Annotated in this window: 1 protein-coding gene; it reads right to left on the bottom strand. The window is 39.5% G+C overall.

Annotation, left to right across the window (positions count from 1 at the left end; genetic code table 11):
* Nucleotides 1-134: 134 nt before the first annotated feature.
* Entirely contained in the window at nt 135-1,439 is a 1,305-nt protein-coding gene (locus tag KHM83_RS19505) for an IS110 family RNA-guided transposase (RefSeq protein WP_213238713.1), read from the bottom strand.
* Nucleotides 1,440-1,773 lie beyond the last annotated feature (334 nt).

Genomic DNA, 1,773 nt, shown 5'->3' on the forward strand with positions numbered 1-1,773 from the left:
AGACCAGCTAATAAAAGTCAACAACCAATTTTAAATTTTTTGAATAATGCTTGTCCTGAAAAGAAGGTACAGCAAAGCTAGCCATTTTGAAATACGAACAATAGCTTTCTGAAGTGACATGGACTAAAAACAAATTATGCTGCAAGTTTAAAAACAGTTTCTTTAGTGTGACGCCAAGCTTGATGATCTTTGGGGCTCCTTAAAACAAAAGGCTTTTCATCACGGAGAACCGCAAAGATATAGTTTAGGAGTTTGTGCATAATGGCTACAAGCGCCACTTTTTTCTTCTTGTTTTCGCACTTTAGATGATAGTAATCTCTTAGTACAGGGTTTATAGCATCGCCTTTACGTGTTGTCCTGATGGAGGCAAGCGCAGCGGTAAAGAGAACCCTTCTTCCAAAACGTGTACCACGCTTTGAAATTTTGTTTCTATCACCATTAAATTTGCCGGATTGGTTCACGCTCGGGTCGATCCCGAAAAAAGCGACAAAAGCTTTTGGGGAATGAAACTTAGAGAAATCGCCAATCTCAGCAATAAGTGTTACCGCAGTGAGAAAGCCGATGCCGGGCATTTCTTCAAGAAGCCCGATATAACGACGTTCCTTTGCAGGAAAATCAGAACTTTGAATCATTGTTTTAAGTTGCTTAATGATATCATCAAGCCTGTTTTGAAAATTTTCGATGTTTTCCACATGAGCTTTGATTTTAAGGCTTAGGATGTCAAACTCCATAGGCATGGACATCGCATGATTAGTGACTTCAAATAGTGTTTCCACTTTTTTCAGAGCCCAAGGAACCGCTTTACGGCTGAATTTAGATATCATGACAGTAAGCTCATGCGGATCCGCTTCAGAAAGCGCTCTAGGAGATGGATATCTTTTAAGAACCTCAAGAGAAGCTTTTCCGAAGGGATTTGCAAAGATATCAATGTATCCCGGGAATAAAAGATATAGATCAGTACACAGCCTGTTTTTCAACTCAGTGAGCATATCAGACATCGCGTAATATTCACGAGTCATCATGCGAAGCGCGAGAATTTGAGGCTCAGGCACAAGAGAGTACTTAACTTCTTGAAATTTTGCGAGTCGTGCAATAGATTCAGCATCTTTTGCATCAGTTTTCACTTTTCTTAAGTCAAAATTCTTGGTAGAATAGACACATAGAGGATTCAGGACAAATCCTTTGAGGTCATTCGATCTCAGGAAAAAGAAGAGTGGTAAATGAAAGATACCCGTAGATTCTACGAAGTAGATGGGCTTTTGTTTTAACCGCTCTTCTTCTTTTTTGAGAATCTCAAGAAGTTTGTTAAAGCCTTTCGGATTATGGTCAATTCTAAATGGTTTACGAATAAGCGAACCATTTGGTTCAAGCATTGCAACCACAGAGAATTCTGAGGACACGTCGATTCCGACGACAAAGTCGTTAATAAATTTGGACAAAGTAACACAACCTTTCATTTCAGTATGAATCAGAGCATCCACTATGTGAAGAACGCCAAACAACCTTGCATTTGAAACGGGTAACACCGAGTGGTGACCCAACCAGCTAAACATAGAATCGTCCTTGTGGAGTGACACGCTAATTTACGGATAAGTCTTCATAAAGAAGGATCCAGGAGGAACGCACATCTATCTCTCTGACAAAGAGATTATAGCACGATGTTTAGTAAAATCAAGGGAAGGTGTCTGTGATCCATCTGAACTATAGATTTGAAATTATCAAAGAACATTCGGGGCGGTAATTGAACCGTTACCCTATATTTATCTTACAAGG

Origin of the sequence: Fusibacter paucivorans (assembly GCF_018390735.1) — a bacterium.
Lineage (GTDB): Bacteria > Bacillota > Clostridia > Peptostreptococcales > Acidaminobacteraceae > Fusibacter > Fusibacter paucivorans.